General features: G+C 30.6%; 12 protein-coding genes. 10 read left to right on the top strand and 2 right to left on the bottom strand.

Translation table 11 applies throughout. The annotated features are described in order from the left end of the window. The first annotated feature begins 97 nt into the window (after positions 1 to 97). The 5 genes from FVE75_RS11510 (at position 98) to FVE75_RS07240 (ending at position 2,723) form a co-directional block, all read left to right on the top strand. The gene (locus tag FVE75_RS11510; protein ID WP_232052494.1) at positions 98 to 682 is read left to right on the top strand and encodes a DNA polymerase III subunit delta; all 585 of its coding nucleotides are present in this window, start codon (positions 98 to 100) and stop codon (positions 680 to 682) included. After that, positions 679 to 1,083: a DNA polymerase III subunit delta gene (locus tag FVE75_RS11505; protein WP_232052493.1), complete on the top strand. Its 405-nt coding sequence runs from the start codon at positions 679 to 681 to the stop codon at positions 1,081 to 1,083. Before FVE75_RS11510 ends, FVE75_RS11505 begins: the two co-directional genes overlap by 4 nt. 174 nt (positions 1,084 to 1,257) lie before the next feature. Continuing rightward, a complete protein-coding gene (locus tag FVE75_RS10950) occupies positions 1,258 to 1,410 on the top strand; it encodes a hypothetical protein (protein WP_172618796.1) in 153 nt (50 codons plus the stop codon). A 465-nt stretch (positions 1,411 to 1,875) separates the two neighbouring features. Then, positions 1,876 to 2,286 (top strand): hypothetical protein, encoded by a 411-nt coding sequence (locus FVE75_RS07245; RefSeq protein WP_147005884.1) that lies wholly within the window; start codon positions 1,876 to 1,878, stop codon positions 2,284 to 2,286. 11 nt (positions 2,287 to 2,297) lie between these two features. Beyond that, the gene (locus FVE75_RS07240) at positions 2,298 to 2,723 is read left to right on the top strand and encodes a hypothetical protein (protein WP_147005883.1); all 426 of its coding nucleotides are present in this window, start codon (positions 2,298 to 2,300) and stop codon (positions 2,721 to 2,723) included. A gap of 264 nt (positions 2,724 to 2,987) precedes the next feature. Here the strand turns inward: FVE75_RS07240 and FVE75_RS07235 are convergent, their stop codons facing one another. After that, entirely contained in the window at positions 2,988 to 3,905 is a 918-nt protein-coding gene (locus FVE75_RS07235) for a DDE-type integrase/transposase/recombinase (protein ID WP_147005882.1), read from the bottom strand. A 199-nt stretch (positions 3,906 to 4,104) separates the two neighbouring features. Here FVE75_RS07235 and FVE75_RS07230 point away from each other — a divergent pair, with 199 nt between their 5' ends. From FVE75_RS07230 to FVE75_RS07220, 3 genes are all read left to right on the top strand, one after another. After that, on the top strand, positions 4,105 to 4,707 hold the full coding sequence (locus FVE75_RS07230) for a TetR/AcrR family transcriptional regulator (protein ID WP_147005881.1): 603 nt from the start codon (positions 4,105 to 4,107) through the stop codon (positions 4,705 to 4,707). Between the two features lie 215 nt (positions 4,708 to 4,922). Further along, positions 4,923 to 5,462 carry an NAD(P)H-dependent oxidoreductase gene (locus tag FVE75_RS07225; RefSeq protein WP_147005880.1) on the top strand — a complete coding sequence of 180 codons (540 nt, stop codon included), beginning with the start codon at positions 4,923 to 4,925 and terminating at the stop codon, positions 5,460 to 5,462. A 14-nt stretch (positions 5,463 to 5,476) separates the two neighbouring features. Further along, positions 5,477 to 6,106 carry a hypothetical protein gene (locus tag FVE75_RS07220; protein WP_147005879.1) on the top strand — a complete coding sequence of 210 codons (630 nt, stop codon included), beginning with the start codon at positions 5,477 to 5,479 and terminating at the stop codon, positions 6,104 to 6,106. A 96-nt stretch (positions 6,107 to 6,202) separates the two neighbouring features. On the opposite strand, the gene rpsT is transcribed toward FVE75_RS07220, so the two are convergent. Then, entirely contained in the window at positions 6,203 to 6,469 is a 267-nt protein-coding gene (gene rpsT / locus FVE75_RS07215) for a 30S ribosomal protein S20 (protein ID WP_006804906.1), read from the bottom strand. A 635-nt stretch (positions 6,470 to 7,104) separates the two neighbouring features. Between rpsT and gpmI the strand changes: the two genes are divergently transcribed. Further along, on the top strand, positions 7,105 to 8,640 hold the full coding sequence (gpmI, locus tag FVE75_RS07210) for a 2,3-bisphosphoglycerate-independent phosphoglycerate mutase (protein WP_147005878.1): 1,536 nt from the start codon (positions 7,105 to 7,107) through the stop codon (positions 8,638 to 8,640). Positions 8,641 to 9,346: 706 nt separating this feature from the next. Continuing rightward, the gene (locus FVE75_RS07205) at positions 9,347 to 20,263 is read left to right on the top strand and encodes an autotransporter-associated N-terminal domain-containing protein (protein ID WP_147005877.1); all 10,917 of its coding nucleotides are present in this window, start codon (positions 9,347 to 9,349) and stop codon (positions 20,261 to 20,263) included. The last annotated feature ends 76 nt before the right edge of the window (positions 20,264 to 20,339 follow it).

The following is a 20,339-nucleotide window of genomic DNA, read 5'->3' as shown; positions in this document are numbered from 1 at the left end:
AATTTTATTTGTTTTTTGTTTTAAAGTTCAAATTATACAAAAAATTTGATATAATTTTCTCAAGAAATAAAAAATAATTATAGACGTGAGGAAATAAATGATTTATTTTATTGGAGGAAAAAAGCAAAGAGAATTTAAATATTTTGAACTTTTGGAGAAAATTCGGAAAGAAAATGTTGGAATTAGTGAAAGTTTTTTTGATGTGGATTTGAAGGAAAATGAAAAATTTTTGGAAAAAATAAATATTAATTCCATATTTTCAAGTCAGGAACTGGTTGTACTAAAAAGATCGGAAAAGCTCAAAAATATTGAGGAAATTTTGAAATACATAGCAAATCTTGAGATAGTAAATAAGGAAATTATTATTGATTATGACAAGGAAGATGGAAAATTTGGAGTAAAATTAAAAAAGCTGCTGGATGAATTTAGTAAAAATAAGCAAATGGAAGTTTTTTTATTTCAGAAGGAAACAGAAGAGGAAATACGGGCTTATGTTGTAAATGAACTGGATATAAATGCAAGGGATGTGGCAATGCTTCTTGAAATGATAGGGAGCAATCCGTTTAAGGTCAGAAATGAAGTTGCAAAAATTAAGATTTTTCTGGATGGAGAAAAGTTTGATATTGAAAAAATGATAAAAATATTGTATCTATTGAAAAAGATTATCAAATTTATGAAATGACCCGAAACATATTGTTAAACAACCCAGCGGATGTAATGAGATACTTGGAGCAAAAAAAAGAATATATGGGAATCTTGTATTCTCTTTACAATGAACTCGAAATAATGTACAAAATAAGCTCGTTAAAAATGAAAGGCCGAAAATTCAGTAAAAATTACAACACTTTTAAAATAGAATTTGAAGAAATAAAAGAAATTTTTAAATCCAATAATAGAATCCCAAATTCCTATGTAATTTTCAAAAAAATAGAACTGGAGCAAAACTACACAAATGCCAGTTTAAAAAAATTAGTTTTTAGATGCTGGGAAATAGAAAAGGATATAAAGACTGGTAAAATAGAAATGGAAACAGGAGTGGAAATGTTAATTATGGAAATTTGCTCATTATTTAGAAAAAAATAATTTTAGAAATCCTAAGATATGAATAAATATAAATATTGAACTAAGATGTTTAAATAATTGATTTATAATTAGATTGTTTAAAAGCTACGTTAACTAAACCTGATAGAATTTTAACAAAAAAATTAAAGAATACGAACAAAATTTGAAAGCAAACATAAAAGAGGTGTATTTCTAATGGGAATATTAAAAAAAATATGGGATATGCTGCCAGAAGGACGTCCAATTTGTGTGCCTAAGCCTGAAGCGTGGGGAGTAAAACAGGAGGAAGATAAAGAAACAGATAAAGATTTAAAGAAAAAAGATGAGGCGAAAAAAGTAAAGAAATAAAACTTATTGTAAAATTAAGTTTTATTATAAACTGATTATTGTTAGAAAATAATGAAAGAGGGTGCATTTTGACGCTCTCTTTTTATTTTATAAGAATTTTTATATTAAACTCCGTTTAAAAATGGGAATAATTTTTTAGATATTTTGATTGATAAATATTTTTTCATATTACTATATTTTTCTTTTTTACTTTGATAGGATTGCTTATTGTCGCAAAACCTTATCTTGCAGTAAAGGTTTGAAAATCTAGAAACATAAAGCAGAAATATACAATTATAAAGAAATGTGGTATAATAACAGCAGAATACACAGTAAAATACGAAATCAATATTTAGTACCAATGACGAAAACAGTAGATGATATTTTTTATAGTTCAAGAAATTGGAATAAACAAAAACTCATTATAGATGATTATATGCCAGATGAAAGTATAGATTATTTAATGATAAAGCTATTGCAAGTTTAATGAATAAAATTGTAAATAGATGGACGGATTCTATTAAAGGTAAAAATACCAGTGAACTGGGATATAAAGATAGGCTAAAAGAACATAAAATAGTAGACTTTACTTTATCTAAGACCGAATTTACAGCACTGGGGAATACTAGTTTATTTACTTCTTCATATGAAAAAATAAAAAAAATTAATGGAGGATATAATGTAAATATAACAGTACTTATTCAGTATAGAGATACTTTTGATGATGTGAAAAATATTTTAGCTTTAGGTTCACAAAGCAATCCGCGAAAAGAATTGGAAGGTGGAAACCCTTTTGGAATGGAAACACGAAAAAAAGAAATCAAGATTAATAAAACTTTAAAATCACTAAAAGAAATAGAAAATGAAGTAAAAAGAAAATTATCTCAAAGAAGATAGGAGTAATAGAAATGTTAAAAAAAATTATGCCAATAATCTTGATAATTATAATAGTGTTGTCTTTTAAATTATTTGTAATAAATAATTTTTATGTACCTAAAGAATTTTACTGGGATAGATTTGATTTTAATTTTAAAAAAAGAGAATACTTTTTAGAATGGGAAGACGGATGTAAAATAATAGAAATAGGTAAAAAAGGTAAATACTATTATGGTAGGGTTATTTCAGGTGGAATAACATTATATAAGCCTGGAGAGTATGATTACTCAAAATGTGAAGATGAATATTTTTTGATAGATTCTTCTAAGAGTTTGTCATTAAATTTATCATTAGATGGAGGTATTTACTATAAAAAGAAAGAAGATGTTTTAAATATTACAAAAGAGTATAAAGTAAAGAAGCCGTATGAATTTTTCATATTTTCTATATTAAGATAGTGATTATTTAATTAAAAAGGATTGATATTTTTAAAAATAGAAATTAAAAGTAATCGTTGTTGTAAAAGACAGCGGTTATTTTTTTCTATATTGTATATAATTTGAATTTTTAAAGCAATTTTTTATCCAATAAATTTTATAAAAATATTTATTTATACTAAACCCAGTTAAAAAGTAGTAATAAAATTTTAAAATTGTATAGATGTCAAACATTTGTTACAAAAATATATTAAAAAAATATTTCTTTCCTAATGTATCTTTAACCTACTGATTTTCCTTGTACTCTTTTAATACTTCATTTGGACTCTTAAAGCCCAGTACTTTTCTTGATATGTTGTTGTATCTTGTATTGTATTTCCTTATTGCCCTTAACAGTTCTTCCTTGCTTTTAAATTTCTTGTCTGCATAGTACTTGCTGTCAAGCCTGTGGCTTCTTTCCACTTTTCCATTCTCCCATGGCGAATATGGACGGGTTGTCACGTACTCTATCCCCTTCTCCTCCAGTTTCAGCTCAAACAGTGTTTTCTTATCACTTTCAGAATTTGTGAACTCTTTCCCATTATCTGTCTGAACTTTCTTTATGTCAAATCCCAGCTCCCTTTCCAAGTTCTCTAGAAACTTTGCAGTCTGATAGGTGCTTTTTTCATCTGCTATCCTTAACACTCTTTTTCTTGTATATTCATCTAATGCTGTTATTTGATAATACTTCTGGTCACGTGTTCCAAACTGTATGCATTCTTCTGGAACATATTTTATGTCTATCTGCACTCTTTCCCAGGTACTTCGCCTGTTCAACTTTCTTTTTCTTTTATGCTGCTTTTTAGGCTTTTCTTTGGCATTGCCCTTCATTTTCCTTATTATCTTGCACATTGAATCGTATGTACGGCTGTAGCCTTCCTTTCTTGCTTTAACATAGACTTCTGCCAGCCCTTCATAGCCAAATTTCCTGTACTTTTTCATAACCAGCTCTATTTCTTCTTGCGTGTGCTGGTTTGGGTGGCTTTTAGGTCTTCTGCTTTTTGGCAGAAGAGACTGGACTGTTCCGTCGTATCTGTCTCTCCAACGTTTTATCTGCTGACGTGATGTCTTATACTTCACTGCTGCCTTTGAATTATTATTATGTTTTATTGCATACTCAATTGCCCGTTGACGAACACGGTATATTTCTGATATACTACTCATATGAAAGGTTTCTCCTTAATGTGGTTTGGTAGATTTACATTATATCAGAAACCTTTCTTTTTTTGTATATTCTTGTCACATATGTATTATCTCACAACAAAAAAGTAGTAATAAAATTTTAAAATAAACTTGACAGTGGTAAGATTTGGATGTATAATCTTTACAGTGATAAGATAATGAAAGTTAGGGGAATTTAAATATGGAAAAAACTAAAAAAAGTTACCATCATGGAAATTTACGAGAAGAATTGATTGAAAAAGGGATAGAGGTGATAAATGAAGAAGGAGAAGAAAAATTATCTTTAAGAAAAGTAGCTAAAATGTGCGGAGTAAGTAATGCGGCACCGTATACATATTTTAAGAAAAAAAGTGATTTGCTTTACGCAATGAGTGATTATATATGGGGAATATTGGCGGAGAAACTTGATAGAACGAGGAAAAAATATGAAAATCAAGAGGATTTGTTGGTAAAATTAGGAAAAACGTACGTTATGTTTTTTTGTGAGAATCATAGATACTATCATTTTATGATTTCAAGAAAAAATATGAAAATAGATTTATTCTCAAAGTTTTCAAAAATAGAAAATAATAATGAAAAAGCTTTTAGCATATTAAAAATTGAGGCGATAAAAATACTTGAAAAAATGGGAGTGCCAAATCAGGCTATGCAAGATAAAATTATAGCAATGTGGGCGTTGGTACAAGGATTAACGACAATAATGATTACAAATGATATAAAGTATTCTGAAAGCTGGGAAGAGAGAATAGAGGAGATAATAAAATCAGTTTGTATAGCAAGGTAACTCTAAAATATACTCAAATCCATTTAAAACGAAACTATTAAAAGTTATGTAAATTTAAGGTGTTAGTAAAATAGTTATGGCGTTTGAGTTTAATTTTAAGACGTTTTATCACAGAATTGAAAGTTGCTGGTTATTGTAAGATTTTAAATTTAAATTTGATTAATAGTCACTGCTATATTTTGAAGATTTTAATATATCTATGGAAGGTGAGAAATATGGAATTAATTATACACGATTTAGACGATGAAAAATTGGAAAATTTAAAGTGGAAAATTGAAAAAAAGGAAAAAATTATGGATAAAATAAAAGATAGTATAACTCAAAAGAAAATAATAGTTGATGAAGATATATCTATAATTTGTGACAATGATAGAATTAAAAGTTGTATGGGATGTTTTGAATGCTGGATTAAAACACCTGGGAAGTGTAAAATTAGGGATGGATATGAAAGTTTAGCAAAATTATATTCAAAAGCAGACAAAGTTGTGATTATAAGTCAATGTGTCTATGGTTCTTACAGTCCATTTGTAAAAAATGTGCTAGATAGGACAATTCCATATTTGTTGCCATTTTTTAAATTTAAAAATAAAGAGATGCATCATATCACACGAAATAAAACAAAATTTGGGTTAAATGTGTATTTTTATGGAAAAAATTTATCATCAAATGAAAAGATAGCCGCTAAAGAAATAGTAAAGGCTAATAGCGTGAATTTAGATGTAAAAACTTTTAAGGTTTCTTTTTTAGAAGATTAGGAGAATGATGAGATATGAAAATTAGTATAATAAATGGAAGTCCAAAAGCAATTAAAAGCAATTCTGAAATATTGGGAAATTATTTATCATCCTTGTTTAAAGAAAATGAAATAAAAAAATATTATTCTATTTCTTTTAGATTAAATGATGAAAATAAAAATGAAATTTATAATAGTGATGTTTTAATATTTCTTTTTCCTTTGTATGTTGATGGAATTCCGTCCAATCTGTTAAAATTACTTGTAGAATTTGAAAAGGAAAAAGTTATAAAATCTGGAACTAAAATTTATTGCATAGCAAATAATGGATTTTATGAAGGTAAGCAAAATCGGTTGGCAATTTTGCAGATGAAAAATTGGTGCGAGAAAGTTAAGGCAGACTGGGGACAAGGAATTGGTGCAGGTGCAGGAGAATTGTTGCCATATCTGAAAAAATCTCCATTGGGGCAAGGGCCGCTAAAAAATTTAGGTAAAGTGTTAGATGAATTTTCTGCTAATATTATAACTTTAAAAAGTGATGAGGATATTTATATAAATCCAAACTGGTTAAAAAGCTTATATTTTTTTCAAGCCACAATTTCATGGATTTTAAAAGGTAGAAAAAATAATTTGAGAGTAAGGGAACTTTTTAGAAAAAGTAATTAAAGCTGTATAATAAAAAAGACTATCCTTAGATTGTGATAGTCTTTTATTTTTGTTAATCTTAAAAAAATTTTTTTAAAATCAATCAGTAGCAAAAAATTAATTTGCCAATGAATTAACTTTTAATGTTAATCTAGATTTTTTTCTTGATGCAGTGTTTTTCTTAATAACACCTTTTGTTACAGCTTTATCTAATTCTTTATATGCTACTTGTAATGCTGATTTAGCTTCGTCGACATTTTTAGCTTCAACAGCGGCAAGCACTTTTTTTACGAAAGTTCTAGTTCTGCTTCTGATAGCTTGATTTCTAGCTGCATTTCTTTCACCAATAAAAACTCTTTTTTTAGATGATTTTGAGTGTGCCATTTATTTCTCCTTTCAATAGTTTTACTTATAAAATAAATTGCTATATAGTTAAATATATTGCAAATTACACAATATATTATCATTTTTTTCAATAAAAATCAAGATATAAAGAATAATTTTTTTCTATTGTCTTGATACTAGGTTATTTTAATCAATAAATATTTTTTTGTAATTTATATGTTTTTTCTTTTTTTATAAAGCAAAGGGGAACGGTCGCTATCCCCTTTGCAAACCCAGCTCGTCTAAGCATTTTTTTGGAATGAAAACTAAACTCGCTTTTTAATAAAAGTTATACCAATCCTTTAGATATTTATTTTTTAAATGTTTTGAAAAAGTTCAAACAGTAGTTTTCATTCCAAAAAAATCACGACATTTTTCATTTAATCATAAATAACTATTTTGATTAAAAATTATAATTTAAAAAAAGACTATATAAGTTTTAAAATAAGCAAAATTTTGTTAAAGAAAAAATATATGAATTATATAAAGAAAATCCATTAACAATAATTTTTTCAATAGGTATATAAAAAAAGAAAGAGAAATTTTTTATTCAAATTCCTTGATAAATTTAGAAAAAATCTGTATAATAGACATAGGAAAAGAAAGTTATTTAAAAAATGGAAGGAAGAAAGATTATGAAAAAAAGACCAGTAGTTTTAATAATTTTGGATGGATGGGGGATGAATCATCATGATAATGAAGTTGATGGAGTAAAATTGGCTCATCCAGTTAATTTTAACAAATATCTTAAAGAATACCCTCATACTGAATTGAGAGCAGATGGAGAATTTGTTGGGCTGCCTGAAGGACAGTTTGGAAATTCTGAAGTTGGGCATACAAATATTGGTGCTGGAAGAGTTGTTTACCAAATGTTGCCAAAAATTACAAAAGCTATTAAAGAAGGTACAATTTTAGAAAATAAAGTGCTGTCAGATATTATGGAAACTACAAAAGCTAATGGAAAAGCTTTACATATTACAGGATTAACTTCTGATGGTGGAGTTCACTGTCACATTGACCACTTAATTGGGTTAGTTGATATGGCTAAGAAAAAAGGACTTACAGAAGTTTATGTTCATGCGATTATGGATGGAAGAGATACTGCCCCTGAAAGTGGAGTGGAATACTTAGCTCAATTGCAAAAAACATTGGATGAACTTGGTGTAGGAAAAATTGCTACAGTTGTAGGAAGATATTATGCAATGGATAGAGATAATAACTGGGACAGAGTGGAACTTGCCTACAATGCCCTAACTTCTGGAGAAGGAAACTTGGCAGCTACTGCTGACGAGGCAATCAGAAATTCTTATGCAGAAGGAATTACAGACGAATTTGTAAAACCTGTTAAAATTGGTTCAAAAGACAATGGATTAATTAAAGATGGAGATGGTGTAATTTTTGCAAACTTTAGACCTGATAGAGCTAGACAATTGACTAGAACATTTGTTGACCCTGAGTTTAATGGATTTACAAGAAAAGTTTATCCTAAAGTAAACTTTGCTACAATGGCTCAATATGATGCAACATTCAGTTCACCAGTGGCATTCCCGCCTGAAACAATTATAAATGGATTTGGGGAAGTTGTATCAAAAGCTGGATTAATTCAAGTAAGAACAGCAGAAACTGAAAAATATGCACACGTTACATTCTTCTTCAATGGTGGAAAAGAGGAGCCATATCCAGGAGAAATCAGATTATTGTCTGATTCACCAAAAGTTGCAACTTATGACTTACAGCCTGAAATGAGTGCTTATGAAGTTAAAGAAAACTTAATTAAAGAATTAAATACTGGAAAAGTTGACACAGTTGTATTAAACTTCGCAAATCCTGACATGGTTGGACATACAGGAAATGTTGATGCTGTTATTCAAGCTTGTCAAGCAGTAGACAACTGTACAGGACAAATTGTAAGAAAAGTATTGGAACTTGATGGTGCAGTATTAATTACAGCAGATCACGGAAATGCTGACTTATTATTAAATCCTGAAACTAAAGAGCCTCATACAGCACACACTGTAAATCCAGTTCCATTCATTTTCATTACAAACGATATGAAGGATGCAAAATTGAGAACAGATGGAAAACTGGCTGATATTACTCCAACAATGCTTGATTTATTGGGATTAGAAAAACCAGCTGAAATGGATGGAAGCACATTGATTATAAAATAAATATACTGTAATCAAAATAAATTTTTTTAAAAGAAAAAAAATAATATTATTAAAGAAATCTCTCTAAAATTTATATAAAAGAGAGATTTTTTTATTGTAAAGGAAATAAAAAAATGTTATAATACTACGAAAAGAAAATTTAGATTTAGATTTGAAATTAAAATTACTTTAAAATTATGGTTAAAGAAACTGCTAATCTTAAACTATATAATAGTTCATTTTTAGTAAATCATAAAAATATTTTGAGAATAAATTTGAAATTTCTAATTATATAGTAAAGTTATTTAAAGATAAAATTTTAGTTAATAAATTAGAGTACTCAAGCCTTATATTTATATAAATAATTTATGGGTTCGAGTATATTTTATTTCAATTCTAAGAATCTTAAAAATTGGTATATTTTAAAGTGAACTGAATACATGGACTAAATAACATGATTTAGAAAGCGAATCAATTTAAAATAATTCGAAAACATTACTGCTCTACTCCATTCCAAATCAATATTTCTTTATTTTTTATAATTTTGAATAGATTTGAAATATAAAGATAATTTTAATATGATAAGCTGTAACCATGTAAAAATTTTAAATTTTAACTATTATATAGTAATCGGTATTTAAAGAGTTAACAGAAGAGTTAAATAATTAGAAAATTATGAGTTTTTGTATCTTATAGTAAAAAAAATCAAAGTAAAAAGGAGAAAAATATGAGTAACAATTTAAAACAGGCAAAAAAAGACTTGAAGGCTTTTGCTAAAAGGGCAAAAAATGTAAAGTATACAGAATCATTGCTGTTCTCGTACTTAATAACAGGGATGATAACATTTTCAATTGGGATAAATACATCTTCAGATATGCTTTATGAGCGTATGAACAAGGAATTGGTAATGTCAGCTGAAAAAACAAGGGTTGCAATAAAGAAAAAGAAAAAAGCAAACGAAGAAGCTGTAGAAGACTTGAACTTGGAATTAGTTCAATTAATGGAACAAGGAGATCAGGTTGTAAAATCAAAATGGGCATCATGGCAATTTGGAGCCAATACTTTTACATCAAGTAGTAACGGAGCTTATAAAGGAAGAGGAGATAAGGCTGCTAAATATCCGTTTAATGGCATATTTACTAGAGGTGACTGGGGAGATACTGGAATTTTGTCTAATAGAAGAAAAAATTTTATAACACCATCAATTAGCACTTCTACAGTAGGTTCACAATCTTACGGATTAGCATCATTGTTACACGTTCAAGAACCTGAAGTGGAAATTCAGATAATGGCAAATGTACGTCCAAAATCTATTTCAAAAGAAGAAATCACAATAAATCCACAAATTGATATGCCAAGAGCTGTAGTACGTCCAGCAATTAATTTGAGTGTAACTTCGCCAATAACAGCACCGACAATCATACTTCCTACATTAAATCCTGTTACGATTGAAGTGCCGAATCCACAAGAGCCAGCTACACCGCCTACAGTAACGGCTCCAAGCATTAGTATGAATTTGTCGGCACCAACAATAGCCGTAAATATAACACCGCCAGCACTGAGTATGAATGTAACGGCACCAAGTCCAACTGTAAACACATTGACAATTACTCCTCCAAATATTTCAGAAGTTAGTGCAATTAGTGTTACTAAACCTACTGCTCCAAGTGTTACACCACCAAATCCAACAGCGAATCCTATAGTTTTTAGTATTCCACGATTAGATTCGTATGGGAATAGTATAACTGCTGATAATACAATGAATGCTAATACGAATTTGCTTAATTCTAGTTACACATTAAGTCAAGCACCTGTTGGCCACCATAAAGCAATTGGAGAATATATGACTAATAACGGTTCATTTTATTCAGGCGAAAATACAGAAATGCATGTAGATATAACTAAGCAAAGGGCTATAACATTAGATCCAGGTCTTCCTTCAAGTAAAGGAGGACGAAATAATCCTTCGTTTTCATTTGAAAATAAAGGAAAAATATATTTAGATGTAATGGAAGTAGCAGGGATTGAAGTACAGCCAGATACATGGAATAATCCGCAAGTTACTGGTATAAATGGTTCGACAGGGCTTATAAGCGGAAATAAATCATTGCAAGTAGCTCTTTTATTTACAGATGAAGGGACAGGTAGCAGTACTACGAATAAACATACCTTGAGAAATGAAGGGGAAATTAGTTTAAGTGGAAATATTTCAGCAGGATTTGCAACTAGTGATTTTAAGAGCGGCGTAAATATAAGTACCATTGCAATTAATAATGGAAATGTAAATATTAACGGAGACAACAGTCACGGTATGGTTGTTTCAAAAACAACAAATGCTTTAGGACCTGATTCAAGTTTTGTGAATAATGGAAAAATTAATGTTACTGGAAACGATTCGGGTGGTATGACAGTTCTTGGTAAAATTCAAGGTGGAGCTATTAATAATGGAACAATTACAATAGCTGCTAAAAATTCATTTGGACTTTACTCACAAGTAGATTCTGATGTAAAAAATACTAAAAATGCAAATATTGATATTGAAAATGGCTCTAATGGAAGTATGGGAATAAGAGTTGGGAATGCTTTGGCAACAAATATGAAAAATGAAGGTACAATTACTATTAATAGTATAGACGGTAAAAATATTGGAGTTTATTCAAGTTCAGCAAAGTTTGTTAATGAAGGTAATATTAAAGTAAATGGAGCAAATGAAAATATTGGAATGTACTTTAATGGAACAACAGGAACAACAGGAAACCAAGGAACAATAACGGTTACAGGAAATAAAGTATATGGTGTAATTTTAAATAATTCGACATTTGAGAATGAAAAAAATATAGAAGTAACATCAACTGGTACTGATTCTATTGGATTATATCTTTCAAATGGATCTGTTGCAACAAATAAAAATGGAGCAACTATTTCAAATGCTGCATATCATGCTGTTGTACAAAATACAGGAACATTTACAAACGCTGGAGTTGTATCCGTTGAAGCAGGTGGAAAAGTAGGGTTATATTCAGAAAATGGAACCTTTACAAATGCAAGTAATGGAGAAATAAAATCTAGTAATGGTGGAATTGCAATATTTACTAGTGGCTCTACTGGAACTGTTGAAGGTACAGTTACAGTTGGAGATTCTGGAACTAGCACTGGAATCGGAGTATATTCAGATGGATCTAGTACAAGTACTACTTTTCAGGGAAATGCAGTATTAAATTTGGGAGAAAGAACAGTTGGACTTTATTCATCCAAGGCTAGTGATTTTAGAACAGCCTTTATAATGACAAATCTTAGTACTTCAATTGGTAAAAAATCTGTGTTCGCTTACTTTGGAAATACTGGGAATACAGCAGATGATACTGTAGATATAACAAACACAACATTACAAAATTTAACAGTTTCAAGTATGGGTGAAAATTCAGCTGTATTTTATGGTGCGAAAAATACGACTATAAATATTGATGGAAATATTACGGCTGACAGTACGAAATTTTCTAATATTGATGATTCTGCACAATTTTTAGTATCTGATGCTGGGAAAGTTAATATTAAATCAGGAAAAATCTTGACTTCTGAATTTAAAACTACAATTTCAGGATTAAATGGAGCTGTTGTAACAAATGATGGAAAACTTGTATTAGCAGGAAAAGATGGAGCTATAGGAATTTATTCCAATGCTTCAAAAGTGACAAATAATAATATAATAACAACTGCAAAGAACAGTTCAATCGCAATTTATGGAAAAGAAAGTTCAACGTTGGCAAATAGTGGTACTGGGAAAATAACAACTTCTGGAACTTCATCAGTCGGGATACTGTCAAATAGCAGTACAGTAAGTAATGCTTCTGGTGGAGAAATAACAACTTCTGGAACAGGATCGGCAGGAGTTTATGGAATAACAAATTCAACAATTGAAAATTCTGGAAATATAACTACAGAAGAAACAGGATCAGCAGGAATTTATGCAGATAACAGTGATGTTACAAATGAAACAACTGGGAAAATAATTTCTAAAAAAGGAAGTTCAGCAGGAATTTATTCAACATCTACATCTGCAAAAAATGTTAAAAATAAAGGAACTATAGAAGTTGGAGTAGCAAGTTCTACTGAAACTCAAAATGTTGGAATTTATGCAGAAGGTAATCAGAACGTAGAAAATTCTGGAAACATAAATATTCATATAGGCAATTCTATTGGTATCTATGGTAAGAGTGCTGATGTTGTAATTGAAAATAAGAAAAAAATAACTTCAGATACTTTGGCTTCAGATGCGATAGGGATAATGTCGGAAAAAGCAAAAGTAACTAATTTCGCAGGTTCTGAAATAAAATTACAAGGGAAAAAATCAGTTGGAATTTATGGTAAAGAATCCGAAATCGAAAATAGCGGAGATATTTTACTTACTGATACAACAGCTGCTTCGGCTTCAGTTGGAATTTTGGCAAATAAAGGAAGTGCTACAAATAAAGGGAATATAGAAATGAATGGTGGAGCTTCTGCTGGAATGCTAGGTTTAGATGGAGCGACTATTTCAAATGATGCTACAACTGGAAAAATTACAATAACTGGAGATAAGTCAGCAGGAATCTATGCAGAAGACTCATCGCCTTCAAATGCAGGAACAATAAGTATTGAAAGTAATAAATCAGCAGGAATTTTTGCAAAAATTTCAGATGCTGTTTCAAGAACTATCGCAAATACTGGAAAAATTGAGTTAAAAGGAACTGGTAAAACAGCATCAGCAGGGATGTATGTAGAGATTAAGAGTACAGCAACAGGAACTACAACATTGCAAAATGAAAAGGATATAATTGTTGGTCAGGAAGAATCAGCTGCAATGTATTTGAAAAATAATGCTGGAGATAATGCTGGAATTGTAGTAAATGAAGCTTCTAATGGAAAAATTGATTTGGACGTTAGAAGTACAGTTGGAATTTTTGTTGATAAAGCTACAGGAAAAAATAAAAATATAATAAATGTAAAAAAAGAAAATTCAGCAGGAATGTATGGGAGTAACGACTCTAACATAACTAACGAAAAAACAATAAATGTTTTACATGAAAATTCAGCAGGAATGTATGCTTCAGATTCAAACGCAACAAATACAGCTGATGGAACAATAACGTTGACAGGATCTGCTGGAGCGACTAGCGGTTCAGCAGCAATGTATGGAAAAATAACAAACTCATCCCAAAAAGACTATTCTATTTTAAATGAAGGAATAATAAATCTGACAAACGTTATCAAGAATGTTGGAATATATGGTGAATCTGTAAGCGGGGCACCTAAAAAATTGACATTACAAAATAATAAAGAAATAAATATTGCTAATGGAAGTTCGCAATCAGTTGGAATATTTGCTTTAAATGATAGTAATAATAATGTAGATAAAATAGAAGTTATTAATAGTTCTGATGGAGTAATAACAGTAAATTCAGAAGAATCAATCGGAATTTCAGCTGTAAAAAGCACAGTTGATAATAGTGGAACAATTATTATGAATGACAAAAAATCAGCAGGAATTTATGGTAAATCTGGATCAAAAGTAACTAATAATAAAAAAATAGAGATTAAAGAAGAAGAATCAGCAGGAATTTATCTTGAAGACAGTAATGCAGTAAATGCATCAGCAGGCACTATTGATGTGCATAAAGGAGCTTCAGCCGGAATTTATGGTAAATTTACAAAAAATGCGACAGAAAATAATACAATAGAAAATAGTGGAATAATTACTTTAAAAAATACAGCTGGGCAAGTAAAAAGTGCAGGAATTTATGGAGAACTTGAAGCAGCTGCAACTAAAACATTGGTTATAGAAAATAAAAATAAAATAGATGTCAGCACGAAAGAATCAGTTGGAATATTTTCTACAAATGCTACCAACAACAGAGGAAATTTAACGGCGGATAATAAAGGTCAAATTGAAGTAAATTCTGAAAAATCAGTTGGAATGCTTTCGGATAATTCAGTAACAAATAATAAGAACAAAATAGCAGTAAACAACAAAGAATCAGTTGGAATGTATGGGAAAAATGGTTCAGAAATAAAAAATCATAATGGTGCTACAATTGAAATATCATCAGCTGGAGAGAGTGCGATAGGAATTTATGCTACTGGTAAAAATACTGCCACATCGAATGCTACTGAAGGAATAAATGAAGGAACTGTTACTGTAAAAGGTAAAAAAGCGACAGGAATGCTTGCGACTGATAAGGCTAAAATAACAAACAACAAAGAAATAATAGGAACAGCAGAATCAGTAATTGGAATGTATGGTGTAGACGATGGGACAGCAGTTATAAATGCAAAGAATGCTACTATTAAATTGACTGGTGAAAAATCAACAGGAATATTCTCAAAAGATGATGCAACAGCTGAAAATTCAGGAACTATAAATTTAACATCATCTTCTAAAAATTCAGTTGGAATGTTTGGTTCGGCAAGTGCCACTGGGAAGAAAATCAGCTTGACAAATACAGCAGATGGTGTGATTAATGTAGAATCTGAAAACTCTACAGGAATGTTTACAAAAAATAATGGTAATTTGGCTGATTCAACTATAAAAAATGAAGGAACTATAAATCTAAAACAAAAAAGCACAGTTGGAATCTATACACCAAAATCTACCATAACAAAAGTAGGAAAAATAGCATTAAATGATGATGCGGATTCATCAGTAGCCGTTTATCTAAAAGACGAGGCAACAGTAACTGATACAACTACAGGAACAATAAATTTAGGTACAAAAAATCAAAATAGAGTTGCGTATTATATTAAAGGAACAAGTGCTTCTGATACAGGAAAGATTAATGGAGCAAATATTGGAAATATAAGCGGATATGGAGTTGGAGTTTATCTTGATGGAGGAACGTTAAATTCAAGCACATCAAAATTAGACTACACGACGGGTTCTAATACTGGTAATGGAATAATTGGACTTCTTATGAAGGGAGCAACTGCTGATATTTCAGGTTATAACCAGGGGGTAAAAGTAGGAAGCTCTGTATTAGGTGGCTCAAATGATTTTTATGCAATTGGAATCTATACTGATGGACAAGGAACATCTGGAAGCCCTAAAACAATATCGACATCAATAACTACAGGAGCAAATGGAGTTGGATTGTTTGCTGAAAATAGCAGCCATATTAAATATACAGGGACTATGAATATAGGAGATAACACAACAGCTGGAACTGGTATTTATATTGGAAATGGTGGAGATGGAACCAAAGCTTCAACAGTAACAATTGATAACGGTGCAGATATTAAGCTAAACGGAGCAAATGGAGTTGGAGCAATAGTTACTAGCAAAGCGAAAGTTAATTTTGAAAGTGGTGCAAAAATTGAATTTGGTGGAGATGGAGTAGGTATTTTTGCTCAAAAAGGAGGATACATTGTAGACAATGGTGGAACATTAGTTACTAACGGATACTCTGTAGAAAGAACCAGAGTTACTGAAGGAAGTTCTATAACTTCAAAAAATCTAACTGTAGCACTTGGAAATGCATTAGATACAGGAAATATACTTTCTCACGTTATAAATGGAGAGGCTATTTTACAAACAGGAGTTACAGTTGAGGCAAAATCAGCAACTAAGAATATTATTGGACTTATGGCAGATGGAAATAGCAATCCTGCATTAACTTGGGTTGGAACTGCTGGGTATGATGCTGAAAATAAAGGAAAATTAGACTTGTCAAATGCTGAGACAAGTACGGCAATGTATCTTGATTCATCAAGAGGACTTAATTCACAAGATATTCTCGTAGGAAATAAATCAACTGGAATTTATGGAATTTATAAAAATTCAACACCAGTTTATAGCAATGCACCAGCAGGAACTGAAAATAAAGGTATAATCACAACAACAGCTGGTTCTAAAATAACAGTTGGAGATGAATCTTCTGCTATTTACTCAATCGGATTTGATAAAGTTGAAAATAAGGGAGAAATAACTGGTAAAGATAAATCTGTTGGAATTTATGCTAAAAATACCGCTGCAAGCAGTAAAGTGATAGATGTTGTAAATGAAGGAAACATCACTTTAGGAAAAGGGTCAGCAGGAATTTATATTGCACCGGAAACTTTGAATGTTTCAAATGCGACAGTTGTAAATAGTGGAAATATAACAATTGGAGATTCTACATTTGATTCTAGTGGAAGTGTTGAATCTACTTCAGTTGGAATATTTGTAAAAAATAAAACAAATTTAACTACTTCTGGAGATATAACAGTTGGAAATAAAGGATTTGCACTATATGGAAATGATTCTACATTGACTGTAACTGGAGGGAATTACAATTTTGCAAATAACGGAAGTTTGGCATACTTGGAAAATAATGCAGTGTTAAATTATAATAATACTGGAACATTGACAACTTCTTTGGAGCCGATGTTATATATTGTGGATAGTAAAGCACAAATGAATAATAATGACATTATTGTATCTTCAAAAGGAACTGGAATTTATATGACAGGAACATCTTCTTTTGGTGGATGGAATAATATGACTCTAAATAATGGCTCTACAGGAATTTATGTGGATAATTCAAATGCTACGATAGATGGTAAGAAAATAACTGGTACATCTGACAAGGCAAAAGGAATTGTTTCAATAAATTCAAATGTTACGAATAAAGCGGATATGAAGTTCTCTGGTGATGATTCAATTGGAATTTTCTCACAAAATAAATCAGGTGTGGCAAAATCAATTTTAAATAGTGGAAATATTGATATTACTGGAAAACGTTCAATTGCAGCGTATCTGGAAGGAACATCGGATCAGACATTTGAAAATAGCGGAACAATAAATGTAGATAAAACTGCAACCGCTGTTAAAAACGACTCTACTGTCGGAATTTATGCACAAAATGGATCAACAATTAATATCAAAAATAGTGGAACAATAAATGTTGGAGAGGCTTCATTTGGAGTTTATTCACTTAGTGAAAATGGAAATGTCGAAACAACAGCAAGTTCTGTAATCAATGTTGCAGACAAGGCTATCGGTGTGTATAAAAAAGGTGGAAATGTTAACTTAGGTGGAACAATAAATGTTGCAAATCATATTGCGACAGATGCTAATAGTGAACCTGTTGGAGTTTATGGAACAAATGGAGTTTCAATTAACGATACGACATCAAGCTTTACTGTTGGAGACAAGTCTTACGGGGTAATTTTAGCAAATCCAGGTATTAGCAGAACAAATGTTTATTCAAATTCTGCTTCATCAAATGTAACTTTAGGAAAAGAGTCGACTTTCATTTATACAGAAGGAGCATCATCAGTAACAAATAATGCAACAATTACATCTGGAACAAATGAAAAAATTATTGCAATCTATGGAAAAGATGGAGCAAATATTGTAAATAATGGAATAATTGATCTATCACAAGGAATCGGAAATCAAGGAATTCTTGTAACAGGAGCATCTAATGCTATAAATAGAGGAATAATCAAAATCGGAAAAACTGATAAATCTGACCCAGATAACATTGTTTATGGAATCGGTATGGCAGCTGTAGGAGGAGCAAATATTTCAAATGAAAGAGATATTTATGTTTCAGGACATTTAAGTATTGGAATGTACGGAGATGACAGAGGAACGACATTAAGAAACTCTGGAAATATATACTTGGATGCTTCAAGTGCAACATCTTCTGATAAAATTCAGACAATGATGGGAGTATTTGTAAATAATGGAGCAAAATTTGTAAATACTGGAAATATCACTACAACTGGTTCTTATCGTGGAAATGATAATGTTCAAGGTATTGTCGGAGTTGCTGTATTAAATGGAAGTACTTTGGAAAATTATGGAACAATAAATATTGATGCAGACAACAGTTATGGAGTGTTAATAAAAGGTACGGCAAATAATAAATCAATAATTAAAAATTATGGAGAAATCAACATAAATGGTTATAAAACTTATGGAGTAAGATATGATGTAAATTCTCAAGGTGTATCTGGAGATTTGCCAATAGCATCTAATGCAACTCCTGGAAATGTATTACCAGCATTAAATTCTGGAGCGGGAAGCATTACTTCTGGAAATGGAGCAAAAGATTACTATGCACCGACAGATCCAAGTAAAACTGTTGGAGGAGTGGGAATTGTTCAATTGCCAAATGGACGGCTTGCAATTCAGAGAAATGGTGTAACACTAGATGACAGCCAAGTTCAGACAATTGATTACACTACGCCTTACACAAACTATGCTTTCTCAAACTTTGGAGTATATGTGGATACATTGGGAAGAACACGTCCAATTAACATAAATGGAGCAAATTCTCTTGGAATTAACAGTGATTTATTAATTGGAACAGAATTTTCAGTACTTACAAACTCTAAAAATGTGATTATTGGAAAACAAATATTACAGCCGTTCTTAAATCAGATAAATTCTGGAATATTTAACTTTACTCCGTATTCTGCTTCACTAACTTGGATGGCAACGCCTGAAGTTGACCCATCTACACAGCAGATTACACGTGTACTTATGACAAAGATTCCTTATACAGCCTTTGTAGATAAAACAACAAATGAATACAACTTTACTGATGGATTGGAACAAAGATATGACGTTAATAGCTTAGATTCAAGAGAAAAAGAAATATTTAATAAATTGAATACAATTGGAAATAGTGAAGAAGCGTTATTGGCTCAAGCAATTGATGAAATGATGGGACATCAGTATGCAAATGTTCAACAAAGAATTTTTGAAACAGGTAACTTGCTGAATAAAGAATTTACATATTTAAGAAATGAATGGGATACGAAGTCTAAAAATTCAAATAAAATAAAAGCCTTTGGAATGCAAGGTGAATATAAGACAGATACAGCGGGAATTATTGATTATAAAAATAAAGCCTATGGATTTGCATACTTGAATGAAAATGAAACTGTAAAACTTGGAGAATCGACAGGATGGTATGCAGGGGCAGTAAGAAATAGATTTGACTTTAGCGATATAGGTAGATCTAAAGAAGATCAGAGTATTGTAAAAGCAGGTGTATTTAAATCAATGCCAATAGGAAAAGATCATAACAATAGCTTGAATTGGACTATTTCAGCAGAAGGATTTGTAGGAACTGGTGAAATGAAGAGAAAATTCCTTGTTGTTGATGATATATTTGAAGCAAAATCTGAGTACCGTTCATATGGATTTGGATTAAAAAATGAACTTAGAAAAAACATTAGAACAAGTGAAAGAACAAGTATCTCACCTTATGGAAGTTTAAAATTTGAATATGGAAAATTTGATGGAATAAAAGAGGATACTGGGCAAATGCGTTTAGAAGTAAAAGCAAATGACTATTATTCTATAAAACCTGAAGTTGGAGTGGAATTCAAATATAAACAGCCAATGGCAGTAAAAACAACATTTATTGCTAAGTTGGGAATTGCTTATGAAAATGAACTAGGAAAGGTTGGAGATGTGAGCAATAAAGCAAGAGTTCGTTATACAACTGCTGACTGGTTTAATATAAGAGGTGAAAAGGATGACAGACGTGGAAACGGAAAAGCTGATTTGAACCTTGGAATTGAAAATACAAGATTTGGTGTAACAATAAACGCAGGTTATGATACAAAAGGTGAAAATGTGAGAGGTGGAATCGGATTTAGAGCAATCTACTAATCTATATTTCTTATTCATAAATCTGTAAACAAAAAGTATATTTTAAGAAAGAGTTATTTCAAAATAAATGAAGTAG

Source organism: Leptotrichia hongkongensis (assembly GCF_007990635.1).
GTDB lineage: Bacteria > Fusobacteriota > Fusobacteriia > Fusobacteriales > Leptotrichiaceae > Leptotrichia > Leptotrichia hongkongensis.
This window is presented reverse-complemented; position numbering and strand designations above follow the sequence as displayed.